The 1,303-nt window shown below is 73.0% G+C and carries 1 protein-coding gene; it reads right to left on the reverse strand.

What is annotated here, in order from left to right; genetic code table 11:
- Window positions 1–1,219 (reverse strand): Na+/H+ antiporter NhaA (gene nhaA / locus IE245_RS36540; RefSeq protein WP_189955756.1); only part of this gene is annotated, 1,219 nt, incomplete at its 3' end.
- Between the last annotated feature and the right edge of the window lie 84 nt (window positions 1,220–1,303).

Consider the following 1,303-nt stretch of genomic DNA (forward strand, 5'->3'; position numbering starts at 1 on the left):
ACAGCCGCTTGTAGACGCGGTTGCGGCGGCGCAGGAGGAGGGCGGCGAGGGCGGCGGCGGTGAGGGAGCCGACGAGGACGGCGGCCTTGACGTGTTCGGCCTGGGCCGGGTCGGGGAAGGCGAGTTCCCCGATGAGCAGGGCGACGGTGAAGCCGATGCCGGCCAGGGTGGCCAGACCGAACACGTCGGCCCAGGCGAGGTCGGGATTGAGCTCGGCCCGGGTGAAGCGGGCGGCGAGGTAGGTGCCGAGGAAGATGCCCAGGACCTTGCCGACGACGAGGCCGATCAGGACGGCGAGGGGCTCGGGGTCGGTGAAGACGTGGCCGAGCGCACTGCCCGAGACGCTGACGCCGGCGGCGAAGAGGGCGAAGAGGGGGACGGCGACCCCGGCCGAGAAGGGGTGCACGAGGTGGACGACGCGCGCGCCCGGGGAGGCCGTCTCGCCCTTGTCCCGGGTGGCGCGGAGGATGAGGCCCATGGCGACGCCGGCGACGGTGGCGTGGACGCCGGAGTTGTACATCAGCGCCCAGACGGCGATGCCGAGCGGCACGTACCACCACCAGCCCCGGACCCGGAAGCGCTGGAGGACGTAGAAGGCGACGAGGCCGGCGACCGCTCCGCCGAGGGCCCAGAAGTTCAGGTCGGAGGTGAAGAAGACCGCGATGATGAGGATGGCGCCGAGGTCGTCGACGACCGCGAGGGTCAGCAGGAACGCCCGCAGCGCGGACGGCAGGTGGGTGCTGATGACCGCGAGGACGGCGAGGGCGAAGGCGATGTCGGTCGCCATCGGCACGGCCCACCCCTCCAGCGCCCCGCCGCCCGCCTTCGCGGTGAGGACGTAGAGGACGGCCGGGACCGCCATGCCGCACAGGGCCGCGACCACGGGCAGCGCGGCGGTGGCGGGGGTGCGCAGCTCGCCGACGACCAGTTCGCGTTTCAGCTCGATGCCCGCGACGAGGAAGAAGACGGCGAGCAGGCCGTCGGCGGTCCAGTGGCCCACGGAGAGGTCGAGGCCCAGGGCGGGTATGCCGAAGTGGAAGTCCCGTACGGCCTCGTAGGCGGCGCTCCACGGGCTGTTCGCCCAGGCGAGCGCGACGATCGCGGCGGCGAGCAGGACGAGGCCGCCGACGGTCTCGGTGCGCAGTGCCTCGGCGATCGCCTGGCGTTCGGGCCAGGGAAGGAGTCCGAAGACGGTCTTGCGGGGGCGTGCCTGGGTCATGGGGAGAAACCCTCCGGGGCGTGTCGGCAGGTGGGCACACGGGCCCCTCGGACGCCGACCAGACTTCCCGGCACACCAGCATCG

The organism is Streptomyces roseolus (genome assembly GCF_014649855.1).
In the GTDB taxonomy this organism is placed as follows: domain Bacteria; phylum Actinomycetota; class Actinomycetes; order Streptomycetales; family Streptomycetaceae; genus Streptomyces; species Streptomyces roseolus.